Consider the following 15,627-nt stretch of genomic DNA (forward strand, 5'->3'; position numbering starts at 1 on the left):
TCTTTTGGGGCGCTGCCCCGACGCTGCGCGCCTCCCCGGGATATTTTGGGCCAGAAGAAACATCAGACAGGTTCCAGTGACGCTTTGACTTGATCCAGAATGCGCTTGGCCTCCGAGCCCTGTAGTTTCTGGATGTCGTCCTGATACTTGAGGATCGCGCCCAGCGTATCGGCGATGACCTCCGGGCTGAGGGTGATCGCATCCAGCGCGAGCAGGCATTTCGCCCAATCGATGGTTTCCGCGACGCCGGGTTTCTTGAAGAGGTCTTCGGTGCGCAGTTGCTGGACGAATGCGACCACTTCCCGGCTGAGCGCCTCGGCGGCTTCGGGTGCACGCGCCTGCAGGATGTCCATCTCGCGGTCAAAATCGGGGTAGTCGACCCAGTGGTAAAGGCAGCGTCGCTTCAAGGCGTCGTGCACTTCGCGGGTACGGTTGGAGGTGAGGATGACAATGGGCGGCTCAGGTGCCTTGATGGTGCCAAGTTCGGGGATCGTCACCTGAAAATCGCTGAGCGCTTCCAACAGAAATGCCTCGAAAGGTTCATCCGTCCGGTCGAGCTCATCGATCAGCAAGACCGGCGCACCGTTTTCATCCGGGCGCATGGCTTCGAGCAGTGGCCGCTCGATCAGGTAGTCATCGCTGAAGAGCTCCGTCTGAAGCGCTGTGCGTGAGGTATCGCCTGCCGCCTCAGCGGTGCGGATGGCGACCATCTGCGCCGGGAAATTCCACTCGTAAACGGCGCTCGACGCATCCAGCCCTTCGTAGCATTGCAATCGGATCAGCCTGCGGCCCAGACCGGTGGAAAGCGCCTTGGCAATTTCCGTCTTGCCCACGCCCGCCTCGCCTTCGAGGAACAGGGGCCGCCCGAGGCGCAATGCCAGAAACACCACCGTGCCCAGGGATCGGTCACATACGTATCCTTGATCCGACAGCATCTGCTGCACGGCATCGATGGTTTCCACTTCGGACATGATCGCTCCTTTTACTGGATCGTAACCTGCATTGCAGCACCCGGTCGTCAAGCAAAAGATCGCGTCGGGGATAAGCAATTGGTCCTATAGCCTGCACCGATAACGCTGTTTCGAATCGATCTTCGCTTGCGAAAATCGACAAGCCCGGCTCTTGCCTATTCCGGTCTGGTCGATCACCAAGGGGGTGAGCTTCGACCACAAGTGGTGACCTGTTGAACATCCTCGCTGTCATGACCGTTCGCAACGAAGGCGCTTTCCTGCTGGAATGGCTCGCGCATCACCGGGCCATTGGCATCACCGATTTCATCGTCTGTTCGAATGACTGTGCCGATGGCACCGACGTGATGCTCGACCGATTGGCGGATATGGGATGGCTGACGCATCTGCGCAATCCCGGTCCTTATGGCAATCGCGGTGTCCAGTTCAACGCCCTTCGTCTTGCCGACAAGCACCCGAAAACAGCCGCAGCAGACTGGCTGTTGCCGCTGGACATCGACGAGTTTGTGAATGTGCATGTGGGGGACAGGACGCTGCCGGCCTTGATTGCAGCCCTGCCCGACGCGACAGCGATTACCCTGACCTGGCGGTTGTTCGGGAATGCGGGCCAGGTGCGTTTTGAGGATGCCCCGGTGACGCAGATTTTCACCCGCTGTGCCCCGCAGATCATCTATTGGCCCTGGCGCGCGGCAATGTTCAAGACCCTTTACCGAAACGATGGTACCTACAGGAAACTGGGGGTGCACCGGCCCAAATCACCTGACCCGGACAAACTGGATAACGCACGCTGGTTCGACGGCGAAGGACGCCCCTTAGGAGAAGCCTTTCGCAAGAACCGGATTTTTTCCGATTACGGCCAATCCAATCATCGGCTGGCGCAGTTGAACCACTATCCGCTGGGCGCGATGGAGAGCTACGTGCTTAAAGCCGACCGCGGGCGTGCCGTGCATTCGGATACAGCGCTGGATCTGGACTATTGGGTTGAGCGGAATTTCAACTCGGATGAAGATACCTCGATCCACGCCATCGCGCCGAAGAGCCAGCCGATACTGGAGGGTCTCCTGGCAGATCAGCAGCTTTCCAGGCTGCATGCAGCAGCGGTCGCCTGGCGTCACAGCAGATTCGAAGCCCTGATGCTGCAAGAACCCTTCAGAGCGCTTTTCGGACGGTTACTGATGGCGGCCCCCTCGCGGAACATCGACGCTGATACGGCGCAAAAGTTAGTGCAATATGCGCTTCGCGATATCCGGAACCGCAACAGTTAACTATGAAACCAGAAGCTGTTTCCGTAATTTTGCCTCAAATCGTACTTAGTTTACTCTGAATTCGGCGCCACCTATGACCGGCGCACAGATTTGAGGATGCCTGACATGCCGGACGCGGCGTTCGATTTTGAATATTCGCTCAGAAACCTGAGCAAGCGGGAATGGCTCGCCGAAGTCGCCAACATCGTTGACGAACACGGCTATCTGACGCCGCTTGGCAAACGTCATACCGCCGCTTTTATCGAAGACGGGCCAACGCTGCTGGTGTCTTTCGAAACCCATCAAGGTATACAGACACTCTCTCCGGAGGCGCAGCCCCTGGGCTGGGACATGGTGAAATCACACGGCTGGTCGCATCTCGCGATCATCAGCGACGGCGATACCTGGTTCCGCGACAAGGCCATTTACGCCTTCTTCGACCGGCTGGTCGACGATGGGTTCTTCGACGAATTCGAAACGGTTCTCTTCTACGGCGCAGGGCCCTGTGGCTACGCGGCGGCGGCCTATTCAGTGGCGGCACCCGGTGCGCGGGTTCTCGTCGTCCAACCACAAGCCACGCTCGATCCGCGAGTGACAGCCTGGGACAAACGCTTTTTTGAAATGCGCCGCACCAATTTCACCGACCGCTACGGATATGCGCCCGACATGCTCGATGCAGCGGAGGAAACGCATGTCATCTACGATCCCTACCAGACCGAAGACGCCATGCACGCAGCACTTTTCACCAGGCCGGGCGTGACGAAACTGCGCTTGGCCCACATGGGCGGCGCGATACAGACCGACCTGCTGACGATGGAGCTGCTCCACCCGCTCATGGCCGCGGCGGCGGCAGGCAACCTGACACCGGAATATTTTGCAAATCTGGCACGGGCGCGTCGCGATCACATGCCCTATCTGCGCAGGCTTCTGGCACGGCTCGATCAATTGGAACGGCGGTCGCTGGTCATTGCCCTTTGCCGCAACGTGGTGAACCGCAAGCGCGCGCCGCGCTTTGCCAAACGACTGCAACAACTGACCTCCGAGAGCACCGACTGACGCTGGTGCTGCGCGCAGAGCTGTGCTAGCGCATCGCCATGACCCAGAGCCTCACGATCCGCCGCCCCGATGACTGGCACCTGCACCTGCGCGACGGCGCCATGTTGCAAGCTGTCCTGCCTGCCACCACCGCCCATTTCGCCCGTGCCATCATCATGCCCAATCTGGTGCCGCCGGTGGTAACCTCTGCCCAGGCGATGGAATACCGCGACCGCATTCTTGCAGCGGTGCCCGAGGGCGCAGATTTCACGCCGCTGATGACGCTTTATCTGACCGAGGACACAGACCCCACGGATGTCGCTGCGGCGCAGGCCTCCGGCCTCGTTCACGCGGTGAAGCTGTACCCCGCCGGGGCCACGACAAACTCCGCCAGCGGTGTGTCAAATTTCGACAAGGTTCGGCCCGTGCTGGAAAAGATGGCTGAGATCGGCCTGCCGCTCTGCGTGCATGGCGAGGTGACCGACCCGGACATCGATATCTTCGACCGCGAAGCCGTCTTTATCGACCGCGTGCTGGATCCCATCCGTCTCTCAACGCCCGGCCTGCGCGTGGTGATGGAGCATATCACCACCAAAGACGCGGTCGATTATGCCCGAACCCAGGACGACACGCTGGGCGCCACAATCACAACCCATCATCTCGTGATCAACCGAAACCACATTCTTGCGGGGGGCATCAAACCACATTACTATTGCCTGCCCGTGGCCAAGCGCGAGGAGCACCGCCTGGCCCTACGCGCCGCCGCAACCTCCGGAGACGCGCGTTTCTTTCTGGGCACGGATTCAGCCCCGCACACGGATGCCAACAAACTGCTGCCCTGCGGCTGTGCCGGATGCTTTACCGCCCCCAACACGCTGTCGATACTGGCACAGGTTTTTGAAGAAGATGGCGCGCTCGACCAGTTAGAGGGTTTCACCTCCCTGAATGGGCCCGCCTTTTACCGCTTGCCCGCAAATACCGACACCATCACCCTGGAAAAATCCGGCGCAACCTACCCCTCTCATATTGATACCGCTGACGGGCCAGTGACCGTTTTTGATCCCGGCTTCCCGCTGGATTGGGCGGTGCGCTAGGCTTCTTCTGGCCGAAAATATCCCCGCCGGAGGCAAGATCTCTTCCGGCGTGACAGCAAAGGACCGCATGATGATCCCCACAAGTTATCCCGACCCAGCCGAAATCGCCCGCCTCACGGCCCGGATGCTACTGGAAATCAAGGCCGTCCACTTCAACGCGACCGACCCCTTTATCCTTGCCTCGGGTCTGCCCAGCCCCACCTACATCGATTGCCGCAAACTGATCAGCCACCCGCGCATCCGCAGCACCCTGATGGATTTTCTGACCGTCACCGTCATGCGCAACGCGGGTTTCGAGGCCTTCGACAACATCGCAGGCGGCGAAACCGCGGGCATCCCCTTTGCCGCCCTTGTTGCCGAACGCATGGGCCTACCGATGACCTATGTGCGCAAGAAGCCCAAAGGCTACGGCCGCAATGCCCGCATCGAAGGCGACATGAGCGAGGGCCAGCGGGTGCTGCTGGTGGAAGACCTTACAACCGATGGTGGTTCCAAGCTTTCCTTCGTGGATGCGATTCGCGACACGGGTGCCACCTGCGGCCATACGGCGGTGATTTTCTACTACGGGATTTTCCCTGAAACTGAAAAGACCCTTGGCGATCATGGGGTTGCGCTTCACCACCTGTGCACCTGGTGGGATGTGCTCGCCGAAGCCAAGGCACAAGGCGCGTTCGACAGCGAGACCCTGACCGAGGTCGAAGTCTTTCTAAAGGCCCCGCGCGCCTGGCAGGACGCGCGCAAAACGACTTAACCAGCGTCAACATATGGGTATTCGCGTGCATCGTGCCGCAGCATGATGTATGATTGGCCTTATCCACAGGTTGTCCAGAGAAACATACAATTTGCCTCGGACAAACGACACGAGCTAAGACACCCCCGGGAAGAGTGGGACAGGCATGAACGAAATTACAGCATTCAATCCAACGGGCGTGGACGTGCAGTCGCCCGAGACGATGCCGCATTCCATCGAGGCTGAGCAACAGCTTCTGGGCGCCATCCTCACCAACAATGATATCTATGATCGGGTCGCTTCTATCATCGGTCCGAAACATTTTTATGACCCCGTGCATGCGCGTATTTTTGAGATCGCGGCGGCACGGATCGCCAAGAACAATCTGGCTTCTCCCGTCACGCTCAAAACCTTCATGGAAGACGACGAAGGGTTGAAGGAACTGGGCGGCCCCGCCTATCTCGCGCGCCTCGCCGGGGCTGCGATTTCCGCCTTTGCCGTGCGCGACTACGCGCAGATGATCTATGATCTTGCGGTGCGCCGCGACCTCATCCAACTGGGCCGTGAGATTTCCGACAAGGCTGCCACGGTTGATGTGGCTTCCGAGCCCAAGGAGCAGATCGTCGAGGCCGAGCAAGCACTCTACAAGCTCGCCGAACAAGGCCAAACCGAAGGCGGTTTTCAAAGCTTTCTCAAAGCAGTAACGGATGCTGTTAATGTTGCAAATGCAGCTTACCAGCGCGAAGGCGGGCTTGCAGGTGTCTCCACCGGCCTGATCGATATGGACAAAAAGCTCGGCGGCCTGCACCGCTCGGATTTGCTGATCCTTGCCGGGCGCCCCTCCATGGGCAAGACCTCCCTGGCCACCAATATCGCCTTCAACATCGCCAAGGCCTACAAGAAGGGTAAACGCCACGACGGCAGCGAAGGCGCCATCGAAGGCGGTGTCGTGGGCTTCTTTTCGCTGGAGATGAGTGCCGAGCAGCTCGCCGCGCGGATTCTGTCAGAGGCAGCAGAAGTGCCCAGCGAACAGATCCGTCGCGGCGATATGACCGAAGCCGAGTTCCGCCGCTTCGTGGATGCGGCCAAGGCGCTCGAAGCCTGCCCGCTCTTTATTGACGATACACCCTCGATCCCGATTGCACAGCTGGCCACCCGGGCGCGCAGGCTGAAACGGACCCACGGGCTGGATCTGCTGATCGTCGACTATATCCAGCTCGCACGCGGCACCTCGGACAACCGGGTGCAGGAAATCGGCGAGATCTCCATGGGGCTCAAGGCCATCGCCAAGGAACTCGACATCCCGGTCATTGGTCTCTCGCAGCTGTCCCGTCAGGTGGAGAGCCGTGAGGACAAACGCCCGCAACTGAGCGACCTGCGCGAATCCGGCTCCATCGAGCAGGATGCCGATGTGGTGATGTTCGTGTTCCGCGAAGAATACTACAAGGAACGCGAGAAACCCGGCGATCACGATCTCGAAGCCATGGCCAAGTGGCAGGAAGAGATGGAACGCTTGCATGGCCGCGCCGAAGTGGTGATCGGCAAGCAACGGCACGGGCCCATCGGCACTGTGGAGCTTAGCTTCGAGGGTCGTTTCACCCGCTTTGGCAACCTCGTGCAACCCTGGCAGCAGGGCAGCGACCAGAACTTCTGATCAGAATTGTGATTGGACAGCTGGGCCGTTTTCTGGCGCAGTGGCTCCATGCGCTGGCTCCTGACATTCTGCATCATCTGGGCTTCTTTTGCAGCCCGCGCCGAGGATATGGAAGTTGATGTGGAACTCTTCCTCGCGGTTGATGTCTCCCGCTCCATGTCCCCGGCGGAGCTGGAGATCCAGCGGCGCGGATACGCCGAAGCCCTGACCAGCCGCCAGGTGATGGACGCAATCGACAGCGGCCTGCTGGGGCGCATCGCCATCACCTATGTCGAATGGGCGGGCGAATATTCGCAGCGCGTCATCGTCCCCTGGACGCTGTTGCAATCCGCCGAAGACGCACGCGACATCGCCCATCAGATCACCGCGCGCTTCGACGAAGGGCTCAGGCGCACCTCGATCTCGGGCGCGCTGATGTATGCCGCGGATGACTTTGAGGGCAACGGCTTTGCCGGATTGCGCCGGGTCATTGATGTCTCAGGGGATGGTCCCAACAATCAGGGCCGCCCCGTGTTGCGCGCGCGCGATGCAGCGCTTGAACGGGGTTTCATCATAAATGGCCTGCCCTTGATGACCCAGGATCAGCTCAGCGAGATCTGGGGCATTCCCGATCTCGATGTCTATTATAAAAACTGCGTGATCGGCGGCCCGGGCGCTTTTGTGATCCCGGTTCTGGCCTGGGATCAATTTGCCCAGGCGGTCAAACGCAAGCTGGTTTTGGAGATCGCTGGTCTGCCCGCGCGGGTCCACCCGGCGCAATATCAGTCCCCCGCCCCCTATGATTGTCTGGTCGGTGAAAAGATGTGGGAGCAAAACCGGGCGTATTTTGATATTCCCTAAGATCGGTCCGATCATCGGCATGGTTCCGACCCTCGCCCCATTTTCTACTTGACGCGCTCGGCATCCCTGTCAAAACCCGGCCATGGCGATAGCGACCCTGACAATTGATCTTTCGGCGGTGACCGAGAACTGGCGGAACCTCAACGCGATGGCGGGTGGCAAGGCGGCCGCGGTTGTCAAAGCCGACGCCTATGGGCTGGGCATGCCACAGGTCGTCAAGGCGCTGACCCGCGCCGGCGCCCGGACGTTTTTTGTCGCCGTAGCCGAAGAAGGCGCCGCCCTGCGCAAGTTTCTGGGCAAAGGCCCGCAGATCAATGTCTTTTCAGGACATATGGAGCGGGACACCCCGTTGATCCGCGACGCCGAATTGACCCCGATGTTGAATTCCATCGACCAGATGCTGCGCCATGTGGAGGCCCTGCCCGGGCATCCTTTCGGCATCCAGCTTGACACCGGCATGAACCGGTTGGGCATGGAAGATCCGGAATGGACCGCCCTGCGCGAGGTCGCACTGGAACAGCGCCCGACCCTGATCATGTCACATCTGGCCTGTGCCGACGCACCCGATCACGCGATGAACGCGCGCCAGTTGCAGGTGTTCAATGAGATGACGCAGGATGTCGGTGTGCCGCGCTCGCTGGCGGCGACCGGCGGCACGCTTTTGGGGCCTGACTACCACTTTGACATGGTACGCCCGGGCATCGGCCTTTACGGGGGCCTGCCCTATATCGATGCGCGCCCGGTTGTGTCGCTTTATGCGCCGGTGATCCAGATCCGCGATGTCGCCGTGGGAGAGACCGTCGGCTATTCCAACACATGGGTGGCGCGCGGCCCTTCCCGGATCGCCACGATTGCGGCGGGTTACGCCGATGGCATCATCCGCGCCATGGGCCCCAACGCGCGCCTGCACACCGGCAGCTCATCCGTGCCGGTGGTGGGGCGCATTTCCATGGATCTGATCGGCGTGGATGTAACCGGCATCGCCGAAGAGCCCGAACATCTTGAGCTGATTGGCCCCCATCAATCGGTGGACACTGTCGCAGGCTTCGCCGATACCATTGGTTACGAAATCCTGACCTCACTGGGAGCGCGCTACAAGCGCGTCTATCTTTGACAAATCCGCTCGCTCTCATAGGCCGCACTGTCCTGACCGTGCTCGCCACCATTGGACGCATCGCGATCTTTGGTTTCGAAACCATCAGCCATATGCTGCGCCCGCCGTTTTACGGCCGCGAATTTCTGTCTGCGCTGCTGAACATCGGTTGGCTATCGCTGCCCGTGGTCGGTCTGACGGCTGTTTTCACCGGCGGGGCACTGGCCCTGCAGATCTACGCAGGTGGGTCGCGCTTCAACGCCGAAGCCGTGGTGCCGCAGATCGTCGCCATCGGCATCGTGCGTGAACTTGGGCCGGTGATGGTTGGGCTGATGATCGCCGCGCGCGTCACCTCGTCAATTGCCGCCGAAATCGGAACCATGAAGGTCACCGAACAGATCGACGCGCTGATCACCCTCTCGACGCATCCGATGAAATATCTCGCCGTGCCGCGGGTGCTCGCCGGGGTGCTGGTCGTGCCGGTGCTGGTCGCAGTGGGCGATATCGTCGGCGTCTTTGGCGGCTATGCGGTCGCCACCGGGACGCTTGGCTTCAATCCGGCAGGCTACATCCGCAATACGGTGGATTTCCTCGAACCGCTGGATTTGATCTCGTCGCTGACCAAGGGCGCGTTCTTCGGCTTCGCCGCCACCTTGATGGGATGCTACTACGGCATGCACTCGGGCCGCGGCGCGATGGGTGTGGGACGCGCGACCAAATCCTCCGTCGAAGGGGCTGCGGTGTTGATCCTTGCCGCGAACTTCCTGCTCACCGGGGTGTTTTTCTCACTATGATCAAGATGAAAGACGTCCATAAATCCTTCGGCAGCAACCATGTCTTGCGCGGGCTGGACCTGAACATCGAAACCGGCACCTCGATGGTGATCATCGGCGGATCAGGCACCGGGAAATCCATCGCGCTGAAATGCATTCTGGGCCTGGTCAAACAAGACAAAGGCACCATCAGCGTGGACGGTAAGGACGCCGCCTCCGGAGACCGCGATGCCTTTCTGGCGCGTTTCGGGATGCTGTTTCAGGGTGGTGCGCTTTTCGACAGCCTGCCCGTCTGGCAAAACGTCGCGTTTCGCCTGCTGCGCGGCTCGCTGAAACGTCCGCGCGACGAAGCACGCGAGATTGCCATTGAAAAGCTTCGGCGCGTGGGCCTGAAACCGGATGTGGCGGATCGTTTTCCCGCGGAGCTGTCAGGCGGCATGGCCAAACGCGTTGGCCTCGCCCGCGCCATTGCGGCAGAGCCAGAGATCATCTTCTTTGACGAGCCCACCACTGGTCTTGATCCGATCATGTCAGGCGTGATCAACGAGCTTATTCGCGAGATCGTGGTGGAAATGGGCGCGACTGCCATGACCATCACACATGATATGACGTCAGTGCGGGCCATCGCGGATAACATCGCCATGCTGCACGACGGGGTGATCCAATGGACCGGTCCGGTGGCCCAGATGGACGCGAGCGGCAACCCCTATCTGGACCAGTTCATCCAAGGCAAGGCCGAGGGACCGATCGAGGCGGTACGCTAGGGGTTTTCCAAAACCCGGTCGCCGGTAGCACTCGGGCTGGACACCACCAGAAAATCAACCGACCCGTCGCTATCATTACGGGCTTAATGGAATAGGCCGGGAGCGACCTCGATCCCTTGATTGGCGCCGATGGCGTAGCGCGTTCCATCCAGCTCCATGGTCAGCTCCCCTGCCAGCACATAGAAAAATTGCCGTGACAATGCGTGATGGTGACGGTCTTCCGCTGTTCCGGGTGGCATGCGTTCCTGTTTGACCGACAAACCGGGATGATCCACCAGCGGCCAACCGTCACAGACCTGCTGCCAGAGGTAATGCGATGCTGTCTCTGTGCTGATAACTGCCATGCCGCCCCTTTTCGACGCCTTTCCGCGATGTGGCGGCAAAACCCGGCCCGCGTCAATGTGGCCCTGCCTGGTTTTGCAACAGGCGACGTCACTTTTGACTTTGACCCGCCCGTCGCGCTGGGGCATGAAAGCAAAATGGCCAAATCCCCCTCCTTTTCCTGTTCTGCTTGCGGCAATGTCACCACCAAATGGGCCGGGCGCTGCGAAGCCTGTGGCGAGTGGAATACCATCTCCGAAGACGCAGGGATCTCCAAAGGCCCCGCCAAATCACTCGGCGCGAAACGCGGCTCCTCAATTGTCCTGACCGACCTCGCGACAGAGGAAGCCCCGCCCCCCCGCACCCAGTCGGGGATCGAAGAGCTGGACCGGGTCCTGGGCGGCGGGCTGGTTCCGGCCTCCGCCATTCTGGTGGGCGGCGATCCCGGCATCGGCAAATCGACCCTGTTGCTGCAGGCCGCGGCGCAGTTTGCGCGCTCCGGGCTGAAAACCATCTATGTCTCGGGCGAGGAGGCCTCGGCCCAGGTCCGCATGCGGGCACAGCGCCTTGGCCTGGCCGACGCGCCCGTGAAACTCGCCGCCGAAACCAATCTGCGCGACATCCTCACCACGCTGGAGGCGGAAAAACCGCAACTGGCGATCATCGATTCCATTCAGACCATGTGGGCCGACAACGTCGAAAGCGCCCCCGGTTCCGTCAGCCAGGTGCGCGCCGCCGCCCATGAGTTGACCAGCTTTGCCAAGCGCAAGGGCATCAGCGTCATTCTGGTGGGTCACGTCACCAAGGAAGGCCAGATCGCCGGCCCGCGGGTGGTCGAACATATGGTCGACACGGTGCTTTATTTCGAAGGCGAGCGCGGGCATCAATTCCGCATCCTGCGCGCGGTCAAGAACCGCTTTGGTCCCGCCGATGAGATCGGCGTTTTCGAGATGACCGGCAAGGGGCTGGCCGAAGTGGCGAACCCCTCGGCACTTTTCCTCAGCGAGCGGGGCGAGCCCTCACCCGGATCGGTGGTTTTTGCCGGTGTCGAAGGCACGCGGCCGGTGCTGGTGGAATTTCAGGCCCTGGTGGCCCCCTCGCCCCATGCGCAAGCGAGACGCACGGTTGTTGGCTGGGACGGTGGGCGCCTTGCCATGATCCTTGCGGTGTTGGAGGCGCGCTGCGGCATCCCCTTTGCCGGGCTTGATGTGTACCTCAATGTCGCGGGTGGCATGAAGGTCTCCGAACCAGCCGCCGATCTGGCCGTTGCGGCGGCCTTGCTGAGCGCGCGAGAAGACGCCGCCCTGCCCGCCGACACCGTGGTTTTTGGCGAAATCAGCCTGTCCGGCGCGTTACGTCCCGCGACACAGACCGAAAACAGGTTGAAAGAGGCGCAAAAACTTGGTTTCACCGCTGCAATTGCCCCCGGAGGCGGCAAACCGGTTGGTGTGAGTGGGATCTCCCTGAACACGATGGGGGATCTGACCGGGTTTGTGGGTGAAATATTTGGTGCCGGATAGGCACGGCGACGAAAGGCTTCGGAGACTATGGAAGGTTTTACCATCATTGACGGCGTTGTGGCGCTGATCATCGTTGTCTCGGCGTTGCTGGCCTATGGGCGCGGCCTCGTGCGCGAGGTCATGGCAATTGTCGGATGGATTGCCGCGGCAATCCTGGGCTTTCTCTTTGCGCCACAGGTCGAGCCACTGGTGCGTGAGATCCCGGTGGTGGGCGAGTTCCTTGCCGACAGTTGCGAGTTATCGATCATCGGTGCCTTCGCCCTGGTGTTTGCGGTCGCGCTGATCGTTGTCTCGCTCTTTACCCCGCTGTTTGCCTCGGTGGTGCAGCGCTCGGCGCTTGGCGGCATCGATCAGGGCTTTGGCTTCCTTTTCGGCGTCGCACGCGGCGTGCTGCTGATTGCCATCGCGTTTTTTGTCTACGAAACCGTCGTGACGGGCGAGACCTATACGGTCGTCGATGAAAGCCGGTCGGCCGTGGTGTTCGCGCAGATTTCAGACCGGATTCAGAATTCCGAGCCCGAACAGGCGCTTGGCTGGATCACCCAGCAATATGAAACACTGGTTGGAAACTGCGGAGCCTGATGCCAAACCCGGATAGTTGCACAAAATTGCTGCGATTTTAACGCGGTTTAAAGAGTAAAACCCTAGCTTCCGCGCAAGGAAGAAGCTGAGGGGCACCGTGTGACCGATCCATTCTTTGACTGCTTCGAACATGTCGCGGCATCTGTGTTTGTAACTGAACCGGATGCGCAGGGCGTGCTGCGCTACACCGGCTGGAACAGCGCCGCTGAGACCGCCTTTGACCTGCCCCGCGCGCGGGTCATCGGACGCACCGCGCGCGACGTTTTTCCCAGCGCCTGCGGCGACGCGATGTACGAAAGCCAGGCGCTGGCCTTTGCCATGGGGGATACCGCCGTCAGCGAGGTGATCCTGCCGGTAGAAGGGCGATCCAAACGCATGCGCACCACCTGGATCCCCAAACGCGGATCGGATGGGACCGTATTGCGCCTCATCGGGACGGCGACCGAAGCCTCGCCAATGCTTCACTCCTATGCGCCTGAGGCGCCGATCATGAAACCCATGACGGAACGGGAACAATTTATATCCCTAGCTGCACATGATCTGCGCACGCCCATGCGCAACATCTCCATTCTGATCGATATGCTGCGCGAAGACTTTGAGGATCGGGGCGACGGCAAGTTGGAACTGATCGACATGCTCGAAGATGTCGCCGTCAAGTCAGGCGAATTGATCCGGGATGTCCTGTCACACACTCAGGAGACAACGGCCCATCCCTGCGAAGGCCCGTTCGATTTGGGCCTGTTGTGTCAGACGCTATGTGATGTCCTGGACCCTTGGGCCGCGCATGACATCCGCTGGCCCGACATGGTGGTGGATGGCGACAAAACCGCTTTTCAGATCGTGTTGCGCAACCTGCTCGACAATGCGCTGAAGCACGGCAAGAAATCAAAACTGCATATTGATATTTCGGTCCACGCCGCGGCACCGGGCATGGTCAGCGTTGTGGTGCAGGACGATGGCTTAGGCTTTGACAATCCTGGTCAGGCGTTTCTGGAAACCGGCTCCTTCCGCAGCGACAGCGGATACGGCTTGCTCAGCGTGCGGCGTCTGCTGCTGGCGCGCGGCGGCAAGATTTCCATTGATGAGATGTCGGGCAATGGCGGCAGCGCGATTACCTTTTCGCTTCCCGGAAGCATTGTCGGTGGCAAGCCTGAAAACCGTGTGCGCCAGGCGGGCGCCTGAAAAACAGGATAACTTCGCGTCATAGGTGTCGTGACCGTTGCCAAGGGGCGACATTCATCGATTGAACCATGATAGTTTCGTGACAGTCTTCTCCCAACGCCCTACATAGAGCGTGTCGCTTACATCGGATTCGGAGCTGCCCCGTTGTCCAAAATCATGCCTGCCGCACACCCTTTTGATGCATCCTATCTGCGCGATGGCGATGACGACGATAAACTCAAGGAAGAATGCGGCATCTTTGGCGTCATTGGCGTTGTGGACGCGGCAAATTTCGTGGCGCTTGGGCTGCACGCGCTGCAGCACCGGGGGCAGGAAGCCGGCGGCATCGTTTCCCATCACCCGGATCAGGGCTTCCAATCCGCCAGACGTTTCGGATACGTGCGCGACAACTTCACCTCACAGAAGATCATGGAAACCCTGCCCGGCCCGCTGGCCATCGGTCACGTGCGGTATTCCACAGCGGGGTCCAAAGGCCAGACGGCCATCCGCGATGTGCAACCGTTTTTTGGCGAGTTTGCCATGGGTGGCGCCGCCATCGCGCACAACGGCAATATCACCAACGCAAATGCGCTGCGCCGCGAGTTGATCGAACGCGGCTCGATCTTCCAATCCTCCTCCGACAGCGAATGCATCATTCATCTGATGGCCCGCAGCCTGCAACGCACAATACCGGAGCGGATGGAAGACGCCCTGCGCCGGGTCGAGGGCGCGTTTTCGGTGGTGGCCATGACCCGCACCAAGCTGATCGGCGTGCGCGATCCGCTGGGCGTGCGGCCTCTGGTGCTGGGCCGTGTCGGGGAAGGCTGGGCACTGAGTTCCGAAACCTGCGCATTGGACATCATTGGCGCAGATTTCATCCGAGAAATCGAACCTGGCGAAATGGTGGTGATCACGGATAAGGGCGTTGAATCGCACTTCCCGTTCCGGCCGCAAAAACCACGTTTCTGCATCTTCGAACATGTCTACTTCAGCCGCCCCGATAGTATTCTCGGCGGTCGGTCCGTCTACGAAACCCGCGAGGCCATCGGCCGCGAATTGGCCAAGGAGGCGCCGGTCGAGGCTGATCTGGTCTGCCCGGTGCCCGATTCCGGCACGCCCGCGGCCATCGGATATTCGCTGCAATCGGGCATTCCCTACGCGATGGGCATCATCCGCAACCAATATATGGGGCGGACCTTCATCGAGCCGACCGAGCAGATCCGCAACATGGGCGTGCGCTTGAAATTGAACGTGAACCGCGCCCTGATCGCGGGCAAACGTGTCATCCTGGTCGACGATTCCGTGGTGCGCGGTACCACATCGCGCAAGATCAAGGAGATGATCCTCGATGCGGGCGCTGCCGAGGTGCATTTCCGCATCGCGTCCCCCCCCACGGCATGGCCCTGTTTTTATGGCGTCGACACCCCGCAACGCGAAAAACTGCTCGCCGCGACCATGTCCGAGGAAGAGATGCGCGACCATCTGCAGGTCGACAGCCTGCGCTTCATCTCGCTTGATGGTCTTTACCGGGCTGTGGGCGAGACGAAGGGGCGCAACAGCGCTCAACCACAGTACTGCGACGCCTGTTTTTCCGGAGAGTACCCCGTTGAGCCCGCCGATCAGATCGAAAGCGGGTTTGAAATGAAAGCGGCGGAGTAACCCGCTGCTGACTGAAATTGTCAGGGCGAAAGGGCATCTTCGATTCTATGTCTCCCATATCACGTGATATCGCCGAGAAAACCGCCAGTTGGTCAATACCGGCACGCGATCTGTTCTGCAGAATCCGTGAAACGGTACATGATGCGGCATCCCGCGCAGAAATTGGGCCACTCACTGAGACGCTGAAGT

Annotated in this window: 15 protein-coding genes; 13 read left to right on the top strand and 2 right to left on the bottom strand. The window is 60.4% G+C overall.

All coding sequences use genetic code 11. The features are described from left to right. Positions 1-62: 62 nt before the first annotated feature. On the bottom strand, positions 63-971 hold the full coding sequence (locus Q1A20_RS01845; RefSeq protein WP_298969851.1) for a MoxR family ATPase: 909 nt from the start codon (positions 969-971) through the stop codon (positions 63-65). A gap of 212 nt (positions 972-1,183) precedes the next feature. Here Q1A20_RS01845 and Q1A20_RS01850 point away from each other — a divergent pair, with 212 nt between their 5' ends. The 9 genes from Q1A20_RS01850 (at position 1,184) to Q1A20_RS01890 (ending at position 10,195) form a co-directional block, all read left to right on the top strand. Then, the gene (locus tag Q1A20_RS01850) at positions 1,184-2,233 is read left to right on the top strand and encodes a glycosyltransferase family 2 protein (protein WP_299915675.1); all 1,050 of its coding nucleotides are present in this window, start codon (positions 1,184-1,186) and stop codon (positions 2,231-2,233) included. 105 nt (positions 2,234-2,338) lie between these two features. Continuing rightward, on the top strand, positions 2,339-3,268 hold the full coding sequence (locus Q1A20_RS01855; RefSeq protein WP_299915677.1) for a phosphoadenosine phosphosulfate reductase: 930 nt from the start codon (positions 2,339-2,341) through the stop codon (positions 3,266-3,268). Between the two features lie 38 nt (positions 3,269-3,306). Then, positions 3,307-4,341, top strand: coding sequence for a dihydroorotase (gene pyrC, locus Q1A20_RS01860; RefSeq protein WP_299404207.1), 1,035 nt, complete (start codon positions 3,307-3,309; stop codon positions 4,339-4,341). 70 nt (positions 4,342-4,411) lie between these two features. Continuing rightward, positions 4,412-5,092 carry an orotate phosphoribosyltransferase gene (locus tag Q1A20_RS01865; protein WP_299915996.1) on the top strand — a complete coding sequence of 227 codons (681 nt, stop codon included), beginning with the start codon at positions 4,412-4,414 and terminating at the stop codon, positions 5,090-5,092. 145 nt (positions 5,093-5,237) lie between these two features. Further along, complete coding sequence (locus Q1A20_RS01870; RefSeq protein ID WP_298969856.1) at positions 5,238-6,725, top strand: replicative DNA helicase; 1,488 nt, start codon at positions 5,238-5,240, stop codon at positions 6,723-6,725. A gap of 48 nt (positions 6,726-6,773) precedes the next feature. Then, positions 6,774-7,565, top strand: a complete 792-nt coding sequence (locus tag Q1A20_RS01875; RefSeq protein WP_299404204.1) for a DUF1194 domain-containing protein — start codon at positions 6,774-6,776, stop codon at positions 7,563-7,565. Positions 7,566-7,647: 82 nt separating this feature from the next. After that, complete coding sequence (gene alr, locus Q1A20_RS01880; RefSeq protein WP_299915680.1) at positions 7,648-8,679, top strand: alanine racemase; 1,032 nt, start codon at positions 7,648-7,650, stop codon at positions 8,677-8,679. Beyond that, positions 8,676-9,452 carry an ABC transporter permease gene (locus Q1A20_RS01885; protein WP_299631092.1) on the top strand — a complete coding sequence of 259 codons (777 nt, stop codon included), beginning with the start codon at positions 8,676-8,678 and terminating at the stop codon, positions 9,450-9,452. The genes alr and Q1A20_RS01885 overlap by 4 nt, the downstream gene beginning before the upstream one ends. Beyond that, positions 9,449-10,195: an ABC transporter ATP-binding protein gene (locus Q1A20_RS01890; protein ID WP_298969860.1), complete on the top strand. Its 747-nt coding sequence runs from the start codon at positions 9,449-9,451 to the stop codon at positions 10,193-10,195. The genes Q1A20_RS01885 and Q1A20_RS01890 overlap by 4 nt, the downstream gene beginning before the upstream one ends. An 83-nt stretch (positions 10,196-10,278) precedes the next feature. On the opposite strand, the gene Q1A20_RS01895 is transcribed toward Q1A20_RS01890, so the two are convergent. Next, the gene (locus Q1A20_RS01895; protein WP_299915682.1) at positions 10,279-10,539 is read right to left on the bottom strand and encodes a cupin domain-containing protein; all 261 of its coding nucleotides are present in this window, start codon (positions 10,537-10,539) and stop codon (positions 10,279-10,281) included. A 135-nt stretch (positions 10,540-10,674) separates the two neighbouring features. On the opposite strand from Q1A20_RS01895, the gene radA reads away from it, so the two are divergent. The 4 genes from radA (at position 10,675) to purF (ending at position 15,438) form a co-directional block, all read left to right on the top strand. Beyond that, positions 10,675-12,036 (top strand): DNA repair protein RadA, encoded by a 1,362-nt coding sequence (radA, locus tag Q1A20_RS01900; protein ID WP_298970482.1) that lies wholly within the window; start codon positions 10,675-10,677, stop codon positions 12,034-12,036. Positions 12,037-12,063: 27 nt separating this feature from the next. Then, on the top strand, positions 12,064-12,618 hold the full coding sequence (locus tag Q1A20_RS01905; RefSeq protein WP_298969862.1) for a CvpA family protein: 555 nt from the start codon (positions 12,064-12,066) through the stop codon (positions 12,616-12,618). A gap of 99 nt (positions 12,619-12,717) precedes the next feature. Next, complete coding sequence (locus Q1A20_RS01910; protein WP_299404192.1) at positions 12,718-13,800, top strand: PAS domain-containing sensor histidine kinase; 1,083 nt, start codon at positions 12,718-12,720, stop codon at positions 13,798-13,800. Between the two features lie 156 nt (positions 13,801-13,956). Next, positions 13,957-15,438, top strand: a complete 1,482-nt coding sequence (gene purF, locus Q1A20_RS01915) for an amidophosphoribosyltransferase (protein WP_298969864.1) — start codon at positions 13,957-13,959, stop codon at positions 15,436-15,438. Positions 15,439-15,627 lie beyond the last annotated feature (189 nt).

The organism is uncultured Roseobacter sp., assembly GCF_947501835.1.
In the GTDB taxonomy this organism is placed as follows: Bacteria; Pseudomonadota; Alphaproteobacteria; order Rhodobacterales; family Rhodobacteraceae; genus Roseobacter.

What these genes read in the sequence shown, in the direction of transcription:
- Q1A20_RS01855 (WP_299915677.1), top strand. Translation starts at nt 2,339, where the DNA reads ATGCCGGACGCGGCGTTCGATTTTGAATATTCGCTCAGAAACCTGAGC.
- radA (WP_298970482.1), top strand. Translation starts at nt 10,675, where the DNA reads ATGGCCAAATCCCCCTCCTTTTCCTGTTCTGCTTGCGGCAATGTCACC.
- pyrC (WP_299404207.1), top strand. Translation starts at nt 3,307, where the DNA reads ATGACCCAGAGCCTCACGATCCGCCGCCCCGATGACTGGCACCTGCAC.
- Q1A20_RS01870 (WP_298969856.1), top strand. Translation starts at nt 5,238, where the DNA reads ATGAACGAAATTACAGCATTCAATCCAACGGGCGTGGACGTGCAGTCG.
- Q1A20_RS01890 (WP_298969860.1), top strand. Translation starts at nt 9,449, where the DNA reads ATGATCAAGATGAAAGACGTCCATAAATCCTTCGGCAGCAACCATGTC.
- Q1A20_RS01895 (WP_299915682.1), bottom strand. Translation starts at nt 10,539, where the DNA reads ATGGCAGTTATCAGCACAGAGACAGCATCGCATTACCTCTGGCAGCAG.
- purF (WP_298969864.1), top strand. Translation starts at nt 13,957, where the DNA reads ATGCCTGCCGCACACCCTTTTGATGCATCCTATCTGCGCGATGGCGAT.
- Q1A20_RS01865 (WP_299915996.1), top strand. Translation starts at nt 4,412, where the DNA reads ATGATCCCCACAAGTTATCCCGACCCAGCCGAAATCGCCCGCCTCACG.
- Q1A20_RS01845 (WP_298969851.1), bottom strand. Translation starts at nt 971, where the DNA reads ATGTCCGAAGTGGAAACCATCGATGCCGTGCAGCAGATGCTGTCGGAT.
- Q1A20_RS01905 (WP_298969862.1), top strand. Translation starts at nt 12,064, where the DNA reads ATGGAAGGTTTTACCATCATTGACGGCGTTGTGGCGCTGATCATCGTT.
- alr (WP_299915680.1), top strand. Translation starts at nt 7,648, where the DNA reads ATGGCGATAGCGACCCTGACAATTGATCTTTCGGCGGTGACCGAGAAC.
- Q1A20_RS01875 (WP_299404204.1), top strand. Translation starts at nt 6,774, where the DNA reads ATGCGCTGGCTCCTGACATTCTGCATCATCTGGGCTTCTTTTGCAGCC.